This window comes from Flectobacillus longus (genome assembly GCF_030056705.1).
In the GTDB taxonomy this organism is placed as follows: domain Bacteria; phylum Bacteroidota; class Bacteroidia; order Cytophagales; family Spirosomataceae; genus Flectobacillus; species Flectobacillus longus.
On the sequence record NZ_JASHIC010000006.1, the window covers coordinates 165,557 to 180,914 of the forward strand.

The 15,358-nt window shown below is 36.2% G+C and carries 12 protein-coding genes; 3 read left to right on the forward strand and 9 right to left on the reverse strand.

Going from position 1 to position 15,358, the window contains the following annotated elements; genetic code table 11:
- Window positions 1-9: 9 nt before the first annotated feature.
- Together QM491_RS05985 and QM491_RS05990 are read left to right on the forward strand one after the other, a co-directional pair.
- Entirely contained in the window at window positions 10-939 is a 930-nt protein-coding gene (locus QM491_RS05985; protein WP_283326384.1) for a hypothetical protein, read from the forward strand.
- Between the two features lie 53 nt (window positions 940-992).
- Complete coding sequence (locus tag QM491_RS05990; protein WP_283326386.1) at window positions 993-1,985, forward strand: VWA domain-containing protein; 993 nt, start codon at window positions 993-995, stop codon at window positions 1,983-1,985.
- Between the two features lie 12 nt (window positions 1,986-1,997).
- Here the strand turns inward: QM491_RS05990 and QM491_RS05995 are convergent, their stop codons facing one another.
- Window positions 1,998-4,952, reverse strand: a complete 2,955-nt coding sequence (locus QM491_RS05995; protein ID WP_283326387.1) for a DEAD/DEAH box helicase — start codon at window positions 4,950-4,952, stop codon at window positions 1,998-2,000.
- Between the two features lie 478 nt (window positions 4,953-5,430).
- The gene (locus QM491_RS06000) at window positions 5,431-6,642 is read right to left on the reverse strand and encodes a tetratricopeptide repeat protein (protein ID WP_283326389.1); all 1,212 of its coding nucleotides are present in this window, start codon (window positions 6,640-6,642) and stop codon (window positions 5,431-5,433) included.
- 290 nt (window positions 6,643-6,932) lie between these two features.
- On the opposite strand from QM491_RS06000, the gene hpt reads away from it, so the two are divergent.
- Window positions 6,933-7,478 (forward strand): hypoxanthine phosphoribosyltransferase, encoded by a 546-nt coding sequence (gene hpt, locus QM491_RS06005; RefSeq protein WP_310589549.1) that lies wholly within the window; start codon window positions 6,933-6,935, stop codon window positions 7,476-7,478.
- Window positions 7,479-7,641: 163 nt separating this feature from the next.
- Here the strand turns inward: hpt and serS are convergent, their stop codons facing one another.
- The 7 genes from serS to QM491_RS06040 all read right to left on the reverse strand — a co-directional run bounded on the left by serS (window position 7,642) and on the right by QM491_RS06040 (window position 15,339).
- A complete protein-coding gene (gene serS, locus QM491_RS06010; RefSeq protein WP_283326390.1) occupies window positions 7,642-8,913 on the reverse strand; it encodes a serine--tRNA ligase in 1,272 nt (423 codons plus the stop codon).
- Window positions 8,914-8,929: 16 nt separating this feature from the next.
- Complete coding sequence (locus QM491_RS06015) at window positions 8,930-9,772, reverse strand: DUF4435 domain-containing protein (RefSeq protein ID WP_283326392.1); 843 nt, start codon at window positions 9,770-9,772, stop codon at window positions 8,930-8,932.
- Between the two features lie 8 nt (window positions 9,773-9,780).
- Window positions 9,781-10,941, reverse strand: coding sequence for an AAA family ATPase (locus QM491_RS06020; protein ID WP_283326393.1), 1,161 nt, complete (start codon window positions 10,939-10,941; stop codon window positions 9,781-9,783).
- A 95-nt stretch (window positions 10,942-11,036) separates the two neighbouring features.
- On the reverse strand, window positions 11,037-12,395 hold the full coding sequence (locus tag QM491_RS06025) for an aspartate kinase (RefSeq protein WP_283326395.1): 1,359 nt from the start codon (window positions 12,393-12,395) through the stop codon (window positions 11,037-11,039).
- 89 nt (window positions 12,396-12,484) lie between these two features.
- On the reverse strand, window positions 12,485-12,961 hold the full coding sequence (gene ribH / locus QM491_RS06030; protein ID WP_283326396.1) for a 6,7-dimethyl-8-ribityllumazine synthase: 477 nt from the start codon (window positions 12,959-12,961) through the stop codon (window positions 12,485-12,487).
- A gap of 91 nt (window positions 12,962-13,052) precedes the next feature.
- Window positions 13,053-13,742, reverse strand: a complete 690-nt coding sequence (locus QM491_RS06035; RefSeq protein ID WP_283326398.1) for a tetratricopeptide repeat protein — start codon at window positions 13,740-13,742, stop codon at window positions 13,053-13,055.
- Window positions 13,743-14,061: 319 nt separating this feature from the next.
- On the reverse strand, window positions 14,062-15,339 hold the full coding sequence (locus tag QM491_RS06040) for a murein hydrolase activator EnvC family protein (RefSeq protein WP_283326399.1): 1,278 nt from the start codon (window positions 15,337-15,339) through the stop codon (window positions 14,062-14,064).
- Window positions 15,340-15,358 lie beyond the last annotated feature (19 nt).

Sequence of the window (15,358 nt, forward strand, 5' to 3'; positions counted from 1 at the left end):
AAAACTGTTATGAAGCTATTATCCTCTCAAAATATCTATCGTTATACCAAGGTCTTTGGTCTGGTATGGGCTTTATTTCTAGCTCATACATCAGCTTGGGCACAAGTAAAGGGTAAATTTATCGAAGATAGTATCGGAATAGGCATTCCTATCAAATATGTTTTAAGTTTTAAACATCCTGAAAAATTTGATGTTTTTTTTCCTGATTCTACTTACAACTTTGCGCCATTCGAGCTAGTCAAACGTGAATATACTCCCACTTCTACACAAAAAGGTATTAGTCTTGATAGTGTTATATATACCTTAATTTCATTCGATGTAGTACCTATTCAGAAGCTTCAATTACCTGTATATATTCGTACTACAAATGATTGTACCAAAGTGATGCCACTTGAGGACTCGATTTACTTCCAATCGATGATTCCTGCTAAAACAAAAATAGACACCTTAAAACTCAAAATGGATACTCTGCCGATTCATTTGACTCAACAAGCCAATTATCCTTTGATGATTATGGTCTTTATGGGCTTAGGAGCTTTTGGTATGATTATTTTTTGGTTGTTTGGAAAACCCATCAAACGGCAAATCAAACTGTTTCAGTTTCGCAGAAGATTCGACGAATATCAGCGTGTATTTCAGCGACTTAGCAAAGACACCAATGAATTAAATAGGAGATTAGAAAACGTAGAAAAAGCGCTTGTACTTTGGAAAAAATATATTGAACGTCTTGAGGAAAAGCCTTTTACCACATTTACCACCAAAGAGATTCTTGACAATATCAAAGATGCTCGTTTGCCTGATGCACTGCGAGAAATTGACGCAACAATTTATGGAGGTAACTTTTCTAGAAAAACGGTTTCATCTTTAGCAATTTTACAAGAACTAGCCGAAGGTCTTTATCGCGAACATCGTCAAGACCTTATCGATAGTCCTGTTTAATGTTAACTTGATTTCTATCAATTTAACATTCATTTCTCAGCAATTAATAGCACATGGAGGCTTGGTATTCAAAATATTGGTTTAGTATTCAAACTCTTTCATCCTTTGAATGGGCACAACCATTCTATCTGTACTGTATTCCTGCCATACCTTTTTTGTTCATTATTCGTAACTGGATTGTTGGTAACAATGTACAAAAACTCAACGTTGCATTTCCAGCGCAGCAATTTCGCTCAAGCTGGATTAGTGCTCTTCGGTTTGTTCCTGGACTATTGCTTGTTTTGAGTATTATGCTAATTTTAGTAGCCTTAGCTCGTCCTCAGAGGGCTATTTCTACGCAGGAAGAAGTTTCGGAAGGCATCGACATTATGTTGGCATTGGATATTTCGGCTTCAATGGAGGCTACAGATATTCCTCCCAGTAGATTGGGAGTTGCCAAAAAAGTCGCCAAAAAGTTTATCGAAGGACGTTTTCAGGATAGAATTGGGATGGTCATTTTTGCAGGAGAACCTTTTTCGCTTTGCCCACTGACCAATGATTATGATATGCTTAAGGACTATATCGATGAAATTCACCCTTCGTTGATTGCCACCTCTGGCACAGCGCTTGGCAATGCCTTAGGTATGTGTATCAATCGAATGAGAGAAATTACCTCTAAATCTAAGGTGATTATTTTGCTTTCAGATGGAGACAATACTGCGGGAAACCTTGACCCTGTACTTTCGGCACAAATGGCTCGTGCTTTTGGGATGAAATTATACACGATTGCTGTGGGCTCAAACAAAATCAATACCGAAAAAGTAGATGAAAGTGCCCTCAGGAATATTGCTACGATTGGTAATGGCAAATTCTTCCGAGCGACGGATGCACGTTCTTTGGAGAATATTTTTAAAGAAATTAACCGTTTAGAAAAAGTAGAAATCAAGCAGAATCGTTATAAAAATCTACGTGATTTCTACCATAATTATCTTCGTTGGGCAATTGTGCTATTATTGCTCTCTTTTGCTTGCAAAAATACTTTTATGGGTAATATTCTGGAAGATTAACTCTATCTATCACTACTCTAATAAAGCTATTACATCATCTTTACTCAAAGATTTCACAAAATGCTCTTCAGTTGTAATAAGCTCTGAGGCTAATTTTTGTTTGTTTTGTTGTAATGATAAAATCTTTTCTTCTACTGTATTTTTGGTAATAAACTTATAGGTAAATACCGTTTTTACTTGCCCAATTCGGTGAGCCCTATCTACCGCTTGCGCTTCAATAGCGGGATTCCACCACGGATCTAAAATAAACACATAATCCGCTGCGGTAAGATTGAGCCCTAAACCTCCCGCTTTTAATGAAATGAGGAAGATTTTCACATCATCATTTTGTTGAAATAACTCTACTTGTGCTTGGCGGTCGTAGGTACTTCCATCCAGATAAGCGTATTGGCGATTTTCTTTGTCGAGGCGCTCTCTAAACAAATCCAAGTGCTTTACAAATTGGCTAAAAATCAAAACTTTATGTCCCTCTTCCAGGACTGTTTCGAGTTTTTCTAATACATCATCTAATTTGCCAGAATCGCCATCGTACTCGTGATCGGTAAGGCGTGGGTGATTAGCAATCTGGCGAAGTTTAGTCAAGCCTTGCAAAACAACCATTTGAGATTTTGCCATCCCTTCGGTATCGATATGCTCCAAGATTAGATTACGATAGTAGGATTTTGCCTCTTCGTATTCTTTTTCCTGTAATTCGGTCATTTTTGCATAATGGATACTTTCGATTTTGGGAGGCAATTCGGTTGCCACTTGAGATTTATGCCTTCTCAGCATAAAGGGCTTGATAATCGAATAAAGGCGCTGTATTTTGAGTTCATCACTTTTCTTTTCAATCGGAATTTGAAATTCGTTTTTGAAAAAATGTTGCGTACCCAACAACCCTGGATTAACAAAGGTCATTTGTGACCATAAATCCATTGTACTATTTTCGAGCGGAGTGCCAGTCAATACCAGCCTATGTCGAGTATTCAATTGCATAACAGCTTTGGTAATAAACGACGAAGGGTTTTTGATAGACTGAGATTCATCTAAAATGGCGTAATGAAAACGATAATTTTTGAGAATATCTATATCAATTCGTACGATGCCATACGAAGTCAAAACCACATCATAATTGTCAAATTGCTCGATATTTTTATCACGATAAGTACCTGTATAGGTCAAAACCTTAAGTTCTGGAGCAAATTTACGTGCTTCGGCCTCCCAGTTATAAATTAGGGAAGTAGGCATGACCAATAACGATGGACTGGCAACACCACTTTCTTTTTGAGACTGCAAAAGTGCCAAAGTTTGAACCGTTTTTCCCAAACCCATATCATCCGCCAAGCAACCACCGAAGTTGTAATCATTCAAAAAGCGCATCCAATCATAGCCTGCTTTTTGGTAGGGGCGAAGGTTCCCAGCAAAACCTTTGGGAACGCTATACTCTTGAATTTCTTCAAAATCACGGAGTTTTTGCAGTTTTCGGCTCATGATTGTTGTTGCTAACGAATCACGTTCCATATCTTGCACCAAAGACAAATGATGTTTTTTTAGAATAAAACCATCATTGTGATGATGCTCAACAAAGGCAAATAGTTCTGAGTATTGCGTAAACCATACCTCTGGAATAACCGCAATTTCGCCATTGGGTAAAGCAAATTCTTTCTTTCGCTGAAGAATCAAATTGCGGAGTTTTAGGAATGGTATTTCAAAATCTCCAAATTTTACCAAAGTATGAATATCAAACCAGTCGTTGCCTTCAGTGATGGTAACCTCGATTTTAGAATAACCCAAAAAGTATTTCTTTCCGTCAGATTCTACTTGTTGTGAGATTTCAAATCCAGCTTCGATTAATTGTGGATAACTAGCCTGTAGCCAAGAAAAAGCTTCCGTTTTAGGTAAAAGCATTTTACCGTTTTGGAGACTCATTCCCAAACTTTGCAACACTTTTAACTTCTCTTTTTCTAATGGTAAATCTCTTTTTACTTTATGGAAAATATAGTCATCGCCCTTCTTTTCCATACTTACATTGGACGACGCCGAGAAACTATCAAATCGGAAAGTATATTTTCCGTACTGAAAGGCCAGACTCAAAACAACTTGTGTTTCGCTTGTATCCTCTTCTGTCGCATTGGAATCGCTATCAACAAGTACCAATTGGTTTTTAACTTTCTGTTCAGAAATACTCAAAACAGGCACACAACGATAATTTTCGGAGTGTATATCAAATCCTTTAGCATAAACATCGAACATAGTGATGATTGACGTCACGAACTTTCGATAATAATCCTCCTCTATACTCTTAGGAATTATAATAAATTTCTTTTTGAGAAAAGGACGCAGTTTTTTTCCATCGACATCTTTTTCAAAGTGATATAACTTATTCTCCAAAATCATCCATGCTGGTTCTTCACAAACGATAAAAGCATTTTTGTACTGAAAATCCACTTTCAGTCCATCATATTTAATCGTTGGAAAATAGTGTGTATTATCAGTATTTCGCATAAAATGAAAAAGAACTGTTGCCTTATCAGACAATACATCCACTTTTTGCCACACAGGATTACCATCGCTTCCCATAATGAAAAGCTGCTTGTTGAGCAACAAAGGCATGATTTCAGCTTTTACGCGCTCGATATAGTCAGTGATAAGCTCTTGTAAAGCTTTATCACCTTTTTGAGGGTCGTATGTTTTTAAAAAAAAATCTACAATAGTCCGTTTTTTTGTTCCACCAAATTTTTTGAAGATAGCATCCTGCTGAATTGAGTCGATTAGTTTGACCAACTTAAAATCATTTTCATCGGGTTGATATTCGTTAAGTCCTTCACAAAATTCACGGATATTTTTAGTAGAAATATTTTGATTCAATAAAGTAAGTTCGCCTTTGGCGTCCAATTGTACTACAAAAGCCTCAAATAAATATCCAAGATACTCATGGCTTAGTATCGTATAGATAATTTGAAAAGGCTGTATTGTAGAAACTTTCATACGATTTACAAGTTGTTTAAGTCTTTGAGGGCTCTCAAAGACATCTGTTAATGTTATAAACTTTAAGCTGACTGGTTCTCAGTAAGGAAGATAAAACCTATCAAACTCATTTTAGTAGCTTCGGAGGCGAATAGCTACAATCAATCTTAAAATCTTTGGCAGTTGATGAAAATTTTGGCTATTAGGTTTATTGGTATTTAAAAAGGTATTTGACAGTCATATAATCGTTTTCTTCACATTTAGAAAGCTTTCAAAAGTAGTGTATTAAACTCAAAACGATTAAATTCTGAATTTGTCTGAATAGTAAATATAAATAAAATCAATTAAATAGCACGAATTATAGCACTAATTTGAGTTTATGGAAACAGTTTTTGTATTTCTAAAAAATCAATAGCTATCGGTATAAAGAATAAATCCCTGCAAAAGGATTTCTTTTACAGGGATTTGGGCACTCACCTTCTTAAGTTATACGCAATGATTATCTACTCTTACGGCGTAATTTTTTAGTTTCAGAAATCAACTTTTTAGCTTCATCATGCTGGCTAGATTTACGTTCGGAGTCGTCCAATACTTCTTTAAAATAATCAATAGCCTTGTCATAATCTTTCTCCATTGAGGCTATTTTACCTAAAGTTAGTTTCGACGAAAGGTAATATCCAGATTTTGTCGAGTTGGTTAATGTGGCAAAATCGATGGTTTTTTGGTAATATTTCTTAGCCTCTGTATAATCACGGTTATAATTGAAGGCATAATAACCCAAAATATAACTGGCATAGCGTCCACTTACGCCTTCGTAGCCAGGATAATGCTCCTCGATTTTTTGTAAAATGCTTTTGGCTTCTTTCTCTGCCTCAGCCACACGACCTGCTACAAATGCCGAGCGCGCGTGGAATCGATGAAAAAATGGATTGTCAGGATAAGTCTCATGTGTGTATTTTGACAACTCATAGGCCTTCTCATTCATGTTCTCCATCCCATAAATCTGAAGTAAGAAATAGCGAGCTTCAGTACGAGTATAAAAAGCATTATAGCTCACCTTTTCGAGTTGGCCAATACCTTTGGGTTTATCACCTTTCGGAAATAGCCAAAGCACAGGGCGGAGCAATGGGTAATTATCTTTGACATACTGGAAGTAATAATTGTACAAACCATCGCCAAACATCAGCTCTGGACTAAAATCCGAGAAACTTCTTGACTTATCTAAGTATTTTAAGGCATTTTTTGCTGCTAATGTCGCCTTTGTCCAATGTTTACGCTCTGAATGCAAACGTCCTTTAAATGCATACGCTGCTGCCATAAAAAAGGCTGCTTCGGGGTTTTCGGTATCGTCCCAAATCAATTCGGCTTTTCTGATACTTTCGTCCATATATTCCAAACACTTTTCGTCATAAAGTACGTTGTCAGTATTTGGTACAATTTTCCACCATTCCATCAATCCCAACAAAAAATCAGGTAGGGGATGATTAGGATGTTTGATTTTCAAATAATTAAATTCTCTTTCTGCTTCGTAAAATTTAAAATTATACATGTGATTGATGGCCGTGGTAGCCTCAATCTGCACCTCTGTAGTCAGCAAAAGCATTCCTTTCGAACGCTCTTGTTCGGCTTTTTCGGTATCTTTCCACCATTGAGCTTGGCTCGTATTGATGAGCAATAATACACTACACAAAAAAGCAATTAGGGACTTCATAGTATTCACTTGGCTTGGTTGATTGAGTTGGTTTATTTTTCGGATTCAAAATTATCACACTTTTGAAGATATATCGTCCTGTTATCCACAATTAGTCGGTGAATATTGGGATTAACCCTTCCTTAGGCATACAACAATCAGTGGGAGGCTTGCAAGCTACTCAAGTAGTTAACGTAAATCTTATTTGAAATATTAAAAACTAATTAAAAAATTTCTTCAAAATCTTGAATATTGCCTGATAGACAGTAATTTCACTTTTTGATTTATTCTATTATAACGAGACCAATCCGATGAAACCAATCATCCAACTTCACGACAAGCAGTTCGAAATTTTTATTAAGCAAGAAATCATTGAGGATAAAATACGCCGAATGGCACAAGAAATCAGTAAAGATTATGAAGGTAAATGCCCGATTTTCTTAGCGATTTTGAATGGATCTTTTCTATTTGCTGCCGAGCTCATGAAGTCTGTATCTATCGATTGTGAAATCACGTTCTTACGTGTTTCATCTTATCACTCGACCACTTCGACAGGAAAAATAACAGAAGTATTAGGTTTAAAAGAGGACATCACTGATCGTGATGTAATTATTCTTGAAGATATTATCGATACAGGGCTTACAATGGACAAAATACAGGAACAACTATTAGGTAAAAATCCTAAATCTCTAAAAGTTGCATCTTTATTCCAAAAACCAGAAGCACTCAAAACGCCGATTGACATAGCCTATTTGGGCTTTGAGCTTGAAAATCGTTTTGTATTAGGTTACGGACTAGACTATGATGGTTTAGGAAGAAATTTACCAGATTTGTACGTTTTACATGAAACAAAATAGGCTTGTCAGGTAATTTTCCACAGATATTTAGTGGGTTGTGAATTGTGAATTAGTGATTTTATAAAATTTGTGTTTTAGCATGAGAGACACAAATCATTAGTCTCTATGTGTAAAATTCAAATAAAAATATTCACTAATTCGCAATTCACTCATTCACCATTACCTACGCAATTATATCAAATCCACAGTATGGTACCAATGCTTTTGGAATACGAATACCTTCTGGTGTTTGGTTATTTTCGAGAATAGCTGCCAAAATACGTGGTAAAGCCAATGCCGAACCATTAAGCGTATGCAACAACTGAGACTTTCCTTCTGTTTTCATACGAAGTTTCAAACGGTTAGCTTGGTATGTTTCGAAGTTAGATACAGAACTAACCTCCAACCAACGTTTTTGTGCACCAGAGAATACTTCCATATCGTACGTCAAAGCAGATGTGAAGCTCATATCACCACCACAAAGACGAAGCACACGGTATGGCAATTCTAACTTTTGCAACAAACCTTGTACGTGCAATGACATTTCTTCCAAAGCAGCATAAGAATTTTCAGGCTTTTCGATACGTACAATTTCTACTTTATCGAATTGGTGCAAGCGGTTTAGTCCACGAACATGAGCGCCCCAAGATCCCGCCTCACGACGGAAACATGGTGTATAACCTGCGTTTTTAACAGGCAATTCTGCTTCTTGCAAAATCACATCACGATACAAGTTGGTAATAGGCACCTCAGCCGTTGGAATCAAATACAAATCATCTACAGTTGCATGGTACATTTGTCCATCCTTATCAGGTAATTGACCAGTACCAAAGCCAGAATCCTTGTTAATCAAGATAGGAGGTTGTACTTCGGCGTAACCCGCAGCAATAGCTTCGTCCAAGAAAAAGTTAATCAACGCACGTTGGATACGAGCACCTTTTCCTTTATACACTGGGAAACCAGCCCCTGTGATTTTATTTCCTAATTCGAAATCAATAATATCGTATTTCTTAATCAAGTCCCAGTGAGCCAAAGCGTCTTCAGCAAGAGTTGGGATAGTACCATTTTCAAGAATTACCTCATTTTCTTCTGGCGTTTTACCTTCAGGAACACTGCTATGTGGTAAGTTTGGCAAAGTTACCAATACCTCATAAAGCTCAGATTCGATAGATTTTAGCGTCTCATCCAATTCTTTAGAGCGAGTTTTCAAGGTAGAAGTTTCAGCTTTAGCAGCTTCGGCTTCTTCTTTTTTACCAGCTTTCATCAAACCGCCAATCTCTTTGGCCAAAGCGTTTGATTTAGCAAGAGTGGAGTCTAACTCATTTTGGGTTTCGCGACGCTTATCATCCAACGCGATGATTTGCTCAACGGCTTCTTCAGCATTTTTAAAATGCTTCTTTTTCAAGCCAGCAATAGTGGCTTCTTTGTTTTCCTTGATTTGTTGAATTTGTAACATGGATTCTAATTATATACTAGCGATATATGACACAGTTGTTTTGCAAAGCCCAGTTGGAGGTATCCCGAAATAGCTGAGTTTGTTTGAAATGCTCAAGGCTGTAGCTAATGCGACATTGAGCAGCAATATTTTTTTCACTTATATCTTTACCATTTCCTGAACAGAAAAATGCTAAAACTTTCATAAAATCATGCCCGTTGCATACTTGAAGCAAATTATGAGAGTCGTGATACAAGGCTTTTACACCACTTATAATACTTTCAATATTTCTATTCTTTGCATTGGGAGAAAATGCAAGTATTTTTTCTATTATTTGCGTTTCCCCATAAACTATCAAAGATTCTTTATCAACAAAGTTGCTAATATTTAAAGGAGAAAATCTAAACTCGCATTCATTTCTTTCATTATACCACCTCAAATACCCAATAAATTGGATTGCATTCAGGAGTTTTGTTACAAACTCATTCATTTCACTATACCTAATAGTTCCATTGTATTCACTAATTACTGAATAAATTGCATCCTTATTTGCCACAATCATCATTTCTTCATCGTGGTAATCCGAAAGAAACAAATTACTGTAAGTACTTTTTATCCCTTCCAAATGTAAAAAATCAGCATCTCTGATACCCATCAGCTTTGATTTATTACTTAGTAGTTTTATACCTTGCTCTAAAGAGTTTTTTCCGCCAGGAATGTATTCTACCTTTGTAATATCAGGATAAAAGAATTTTCGATAAAATCTCACATCACTTTCCCCTTCCAGTAAAATAAATACTTTCTCTTTATTTAAAGGGTGAGACATATCGAGGCGTAGTTCTGTTATTTTTTGGGCAGGTGTAATGTCTTCTTTTTTCATCACAATGATTAAGTTTCTAAATTAAATACTAAGTCCCATCTATCATTGATAATTTGCGGCGAATGTGTCGCTATAATGACTTGCATTTTCTGAAGCTTCATTATTTGCAAAATGTCGTTCAAAAAACCTTTTTGCCAAGTCACATGTAACGAAAGCTCCGGTTCGTCTATTAGTACTAACGTATTTAGGGTAGTCTTAAAGATTAGCTCGTATAACATCACAACCTCATGTTGTTCGCCAGATGAAAGTTCTGTTAATTTTAATTCTTTACCTTTATTGGTAATAAAAACAAATCCCTTTTTTCGGTCTATCTTAATCGTTTTATAAATAAATCGACTACTGTTTAAGATACTGGTAAAAAGCTCTAACCTTGCCAACAATCCCTCAAAAACTTTAATCTTATCTTCTGAATCTTTCAAATAAACTAACAGCACATTAGCATTCCTTTCATCATAGATTGGTATTTCTTGAATACTTTCCATAAGCCCAAAAGATTGAAGTTTTTCATGTTTCATTCTAAGTATTCTGAAACGATTATTAAACTCTTCAATTGATATTTTTTCGTTTTCAGTAAGTAATCTTTTGGGAAAAGTACTATCTATTTGCTGATTGATAATATAAGACTGCTGTGTATATCTATCTAGTAATCCTTTTAATTCAATAGCACATCTATGAATCGTATCGATTGTCAATTCTTCTTCATCTTGATCTAATAAATTGCCACTTACAAAGAGTGAACTTCTATTAATTAATCGTTGCTCTTTAATAAGGTGAACTTTGGGCGACTCTAAAACTTCATTCAGTTTTTGATAAAAAATTGATAACTGATTGTCTTGTTCCTCAGCACTAAAAAGTTTATTAATATTTTGTTCTAGTTTATAATTAGCTAAAACAATATCATGTTTTTCTAATTGTAGTAATACATAATCTTGATCTTTCACTAGGGAAAGTTTGGTCTTATCTTCGGTTTCTATCAAAATACTCCCAAAAACCAGAGTTTGAAAAAACGCAAGATTATTATTAAACAAACTATCAATGATATTCAAAATCATAGTCTTTCCAAAACCATTTGGTCCTGTAATAATAGACAAGCTCTCTTCATTATGAAGAGGAATAGAATAATCAAATATGTCGAAAAGGCCTTTTATTTCGATTTTTGATAGTTTCATTTGCTTTTATTTTTTTGTGAGAACAAAGATAAAAAAAATAGCCGTGGCGTAAGCTTCTGACGACACGGCTATTAGTATTTATTGCTTTTTATCACTTAGGGCGCTGAGAAAATGCTTTTCATAGCATCTTCATATAAAAAACAACGCTCGTTAAGTGCATTTAGCGCTTCTGCCTTGTGCTTGCCGTGAATCAACAAGGAGATATTGTGCTCGGACGCACCGTAGGATATCATGCGAATAGGGATGTTTTTCATGGCATCCAATACTTTCAAGGCAATTCCTTCTTTGTCTGCCGAGAAATTACCCACGATACAAACGATAGTTTGATCTTTGTCGCATTCTTCTAAGTCAGCAAATTGTCTTAATTCTGCCATGATTTCTTCCAAGTGTTCATCGCTGTCGATTGTTACCGATACCGATACCTCAGAAGTAGTAATCATATCCACTGGCGTTTTGTATTTCTCGAATACTTCAAATACTTTACGCAAAAAGCCGTAAGCATTTAACATACGAGTAGAGTGGATATAAATAGCCGTAAGATTATCTTTCGCTGCAATAGCTTTGATTTCACGGTCAGAAGTTTTGTCCGCAATCAAAGTACCATAAGCAGAAGGTTCCATTGTATTTTTCAAACGTACTGGCACACCTTTCAATTTTGCAGGAGTAATCGTGCTTGGGTGCAAAATTTTAGCCCCAAAATAAGCTAATTCAGCAGCTTCTTCGAATGTCAACTCGCGAATTGGGAATGTTTTTTTCACAATTCGTGGGTCATTGTTGTGCATACCGTCGATATCTGTCCAGATTTGAACTTCATCAGCTACAATAGCCCCCCCAATCAATGAAGCGGTATAGTCAGAGCCTCCACGCTTAAGGTTATCTACTTCGCCACGTGGGTTACGGCAGATAAATCCTTGTGTAATAAAGACTTGTTTATCCTCTAATTGTGAAAGGATAGAACTCAATTTCTCTTCTGTAAACTTCAATACAGGCTCATTATCTGCATCGATTAACATAAAGTCCAATGCTGGCAACAATACGGCATTGATGCCTTCTTCACGCAAGTATGCTTCGAACATTTGAGTTGAAAGCAATTCACCTTCAGCAACGATTTCTTTTTCTTGCTTTACGCTAAAAGGTTTGATGCTTACCAACGAGCGAATGAATGAAAATTCTTTATCAATGATTGCTTTACCTTCTGCGTATCCAGCAGGAGTTTTGTAAAGTTCTTTGATAAATGTTTCATAATGTGCGTACAACTCTTCGATTTTTTGAGTTGCCTCTGCATCATTATTCGCCTTTAATGATTCACCAATCGAAATCAAGGCGTTTGTGGTTCCCGAAAGAGCTGACAATACCACGATTTTACGTGTGCTATCTTCGGTAATCAAATTTCTAATCGAGTGCATTCGCTCGGGCTTCCCTACGGAAGTTCCCCCAAATTTCCAAACTTGCATTGTTATTATGAATTATTGATTTTCTGGTTATTATATGATTGAGATTGTCGTGGTAATGGGCAGAACCTTTTCCCATTTATATTTTACGCTTAAAACTTCAACATTTTAACTGCTGTAATGGCTGCTTCGTCACCTTTATTGCCATGAATACCTCCCGCACGATCAAGGGCTTGTTGCTCGGTATTTGGCGTTAACACACCAAATACAACAGGTTTGTCATATTTCAAACTTACATTGGTAAGTCCTTGTGCAACGGCATGATTGATATAATCGTTGTGTTTGGTTTCGCCTTGGATTACACAGCCGATACAAATAACCGCATCGATGTCGTCACGTTGAGCCATTTTTTGTGCTCCATAGCTTAGTTCATAACTTCCTGGTACTGTAACACGTAAGATGTTATCTTCTTTTGCGCCATAAGTCAAAAGTGTATTGTGAGCACCATCTGCCAATGCGTTGGTAACTTCTTCGTTCCATTCTGCTACAACGATAGCAAATCTTTTTTCTGTAATATCTGGTAAATTATCTGTCGAAAAAATACTAAGATTCTTGTGGGCCGATGACATTCTATGATTGTTTTGTAAAAGTTATAACAAAAAAGGGACAAGAACTTAAGCTCTTATCCCTTCTGATGTAATCAATATTTTGATTTATTTCTTATTCAGAGACAGAGCCTTCTAACACCGCCTTGTATTTCTTGGCGTTGATATATTCAGCTGACTCTGCGTACTTCTCTACGATTTCGTTGTAAACATCCAAAGCTTCTTTGTTTTGCTTGTTTGCTTCGTAAGCAGCAGCCAACTTCATCAAATAGGATGGAGTAAAGAATTTGTTTGATTTGTACTCAGAAGCTTTTTTGTAATAGTCGATAGCATCGCCGAAAGATTTTTTCTCAGCGTAAGCATCTCCAATTAAAGAGTATGCACGAGCTTGAACCAATAAATCTGAGCTACTGAATGACTTAAGGTGGTCGATAGCAGCATCATATTTACCTTCTTTCAACTCTGCAACACCTGCATAAAAATTAGCTAAGTTACCAGCATGTCCGCCGAACTCATTCGCTAATTTAGAAAACTCTTGTGCCGCTACTTTGTTTGAATCAGCTTCAAATTTGTAAACAGCATTAAACATTTTCGCTTGTGCTGCTTCATCTTGAGTTGAAACATAATATTTATAACCGAAATAGCCAATCACTGCTACGATAATCGCACCAGCTACACCAGAAACTAAACCTTTATTTTTTTCTACGGCTTGTTGTACTTTTTCGATGTCGTGTCCTAATTCTTGCTTTAATCCTTCTGGACTCTCCAAAAATTCAAGGTTTTTGTGTTCTTCTTTTTTTGCCATTGGGGTTTTGTAATTATTCGTTTAGGGTTGTTTACCAAACTTGTAAAATATATTAATAAACAACTTTCTATGTAATTTTGTATTTAGTTGGTAAATGAACCTTTTCCTCTTCAAAGTATTTCTTCTATCTATCAAATTGACCTTTGTAGGCTAGTAAAAATTTGGACTGCAAAATTATGAATTCTATTGGAATTTTAAAGGTTTTTCTGTAATCTTTTGGAGTATAGACCAAAAACTGCTTTTTTTTCGTCTTTTTAGGTCCTTTATTTCCGTAAAAATAGTTAAAACTCCTTCTATCTTAATACCTTATAAAACACATTTAGCGATTTCTTAGCCAAGATTCTGGATTCTGTTTTGCATTGTTTTTCCAAACCTGAAATTTGATTTCTGAGGTTCCATCTCCATCGGTTGCGACTTGTCCTATTTTTTGGCTTGATGATACACTTTGCCCTTCGCGCACCACAACATTCGATAATTTGCCATAAACCGTAAAGTAGTCTCCGTGCTGAATAGCTACAATGGTATTAACGCCCTGAATATTTACTACCGAACGCACAATTCCATCGTAAACGGCATAAACAGAGTTACCCGAATTGGTCTGAATATCGACTCCATCATTGTTGAGCTTGACGCCTCTTAAAACAGGGTGATTATGTACGCCAAAACGGTCAGAAATAAAACCACTTTGTACTGGCCACGGCATTCGACCTTTTAGTTGTGAAAATGACGTCGCTACTTTGCGTTCTTCTGGACTTAGCTCAATAGTTTTGGAACTAATTTTACTTTCAGAATTTGCATTATTGGTATCTTTTGCTCTATTCTTGATTCGTTGCTGAGAGCGTTTTATTTCTCTTTCTACCATCTGCGCTATCATGTTTTCTAATTTTTCGACAGCTCTCTTATTGGCATCAAGTTGTTCTTTTAACTGTTGTTCTTTTTGGTTCAGCTCTGCCACTACGCCAGTTTGCTTGACCTTCAAATCTTCAAGATTTTGAGTTTCTTGAATTTTTTCTTTCAAAACATTGGCTTGTTCTTGCTTTTTCTGAAGAATCTTTAATTGTTCCAACCTCAATTCTTCTCTTACACTTTCAATCAATGTAGCTTGCCGTATTCTTGATTCGGAGTATTGACGAAGATATTTGTATCGCTTGACAAGCTTGTTAAATGATGGAGCCGAAAACAAAAAACTTAACTGATTATACTTGTTACTTACTTTAGCAGCATTAAAAACCATTTTGGCATACTCTTGCTTGAGTTTTTCCAAATTTCCTGAAAGCTGACCACTTTCACGGGTTAATTCACTTACTTCCATATCCAAAAGCTCTTGATTTTCGGTCAGAAGGTTGATCTGCTTGCTTTGTTTATTGATACGCTCACCCAAAGCATTGAGTTTGCCAACACTCACTTCCTTTTTTTGCTCGGTTTTAGCAATGATTGCATTAAGCTCATTGATCTTACGAATGTTAGCCTGCTTTTCTGCTTCTAGTTTAGCTCGATTTATTTTCTTGCGCTTGGTTTGCTGCGCATACGTAGGAGTGAGGTATAACCCCAAGAAAACAACAAACAGTCCTGTGAATACTCTCAGGGCTGCCTTCATTCGGTAGATATGTTGCACT

Coding starts and splice junctions, on each gene's coding strand:
- QM491_RS05985 (WP_283326384.1), top strand. CDS start 10: ATGAAGCTATTATCCTCTCAAAATATCTATCGTTATACCAAGGTCTTT.
- QM491_RS05990 (WP_283326386.1), top strand. CDS start 993: ATGGAGGCTTGGTATTCAAAATATTGGTTTAGTATTCAAACTCTTTCA.
- QM491_RS05995 (WP_283326387.1), bottom strand. CDS start 4,952: ATGAAAGTTTCTACAATACAGCCTTTTCAAATTATCTATACGATACTA.
- QM491_RS06000 (WP_283326389.1), bottom strand. CDS start 6,642: ATGAAGTCCCTAATTGCTTTTTTGTGTAGTGTATTATTGCTCATCAAT.
- hpt (WP_310589549.1), top strand. CDS start 6,933: ATGAAACCAATCATCCAACTTCACGACAAGCAGTTCGAAATTTTTATT.
- serS (WP_283326390.1), bottom strand. CDS start 8,913: ATGTTACAAATTCAACAAATCAAGGAAAACAAAGAAGCCACTATTGCT.
- QM491_RS06015 (WP_283326392.1), bottom strand. CDS start 9,772: ATGAAAAAAGAAGACATTACACCTGCCCAAAAAATAACAGAACTACGC.
- QM491_RS06020 (WP_283326393.1), bottom strand. CDS start 10,941: ATGAAACTATCAAAAATCGAAATAAAAGGCCTTTTCGACATATTTGAT.
- QM491_RS06025 (WP_283326395.1), bottom strand. CDS start 12,395: ATGCAAGTTTGGAAATTTGGGGGAACTTCCGTAGGGAAGCCCGAGCGA.
- ribH (WP_283326396.1), bottom strand. CDS start 12,961: ATGTCATCGGCCCACAAGAATCTTAGTATTTTTTCGACAGATAATTTA.
- QM491_RS06035 (WP_283326398.1), bottom strand. CDS start 13,742: ATGGCAAAAAAAGAAGAACACAAAAACCTTGAATTTTTGGAGAGTCCA.
- QM491_RS06040 (WP_283326399.1), bottom strand. CDS start 15,339: ATGAAGGCAGCCCTGAGAGTATTCACAGGACTGTTTGTTGTTTTCTTG.